3 tRNA genes are annotated in these 368 nt (G+C 49.5%); all 3 read left to right on the top strand.

Annotated features, from left to right (window positions below):
- Window positions 1-38: 38 nt before the first annotated feature.
- Window positions 39-122: transfer RNA gene (locus tag IC173_RS20495), tRNA-Leu, on the top strand.
- Between the two features lie 23 nt (window positions 123-145).
- A tRNA-Gly gene (locus tag IC173_RS20490) sits at window positions 146-220 on the top strand.
- A gap of 23 nt (window positions 221-243) precedes the next feature.
- Window positions 244-320: transfer RNA gene (locus tag IC173_RS20485), tRNA-Arg, on the top strand.
- Window positions 321-368: the final 48 nt, after the last annotated feature.

The following is a 368-nucleotide window of genomic DNA, read 5'->3' as shown; positions in this document are numbered from 1 at the left end:
CGGTGGTTCGAATCCACCATCCTCCACCAAAAAAATGCGCGGATGTGGCGGAATTGGCAGACGCACTAGACTTAGGATCTAGCGCCATTGGCGTGGGGGTTCGACTCCCTTCATCCGCACCATTTTTATTTAATTTAATAAACGAGCGGGAATAGTTCAGTGGTAGAGCGCAACCTTGCCAAGGTTGAAGTCGCGAGTTCGAATCTCGTTTCCCGCTCCAAATTTATGTTTATATTGCAATGTGGGTGCATAGCTCAGCTGGATAGAGCAACGCCCTTCTAAGGCGTGTGTCCGGGGTTCGAATCCCTGTGCGCTCACCACATATATATTGGGGATTAGCCAAGTCGGTAAGGCACATGACTTTGACT

It is taken from the genome of Clostridioides sp. ES-S-0048-02, assembly GCF_020658495.1.
Taxonomy (GTDB): Bacteria; Bacillota; Clostridia; order Peptostreptococcales; family Peptostreptococcaceae; genus Clostridioides.
The sequence above is the reverse complement of the archived record's forward strand: the minus strand, read 5'-3'. Positions and strand labels throughout refer to the sequence as shown.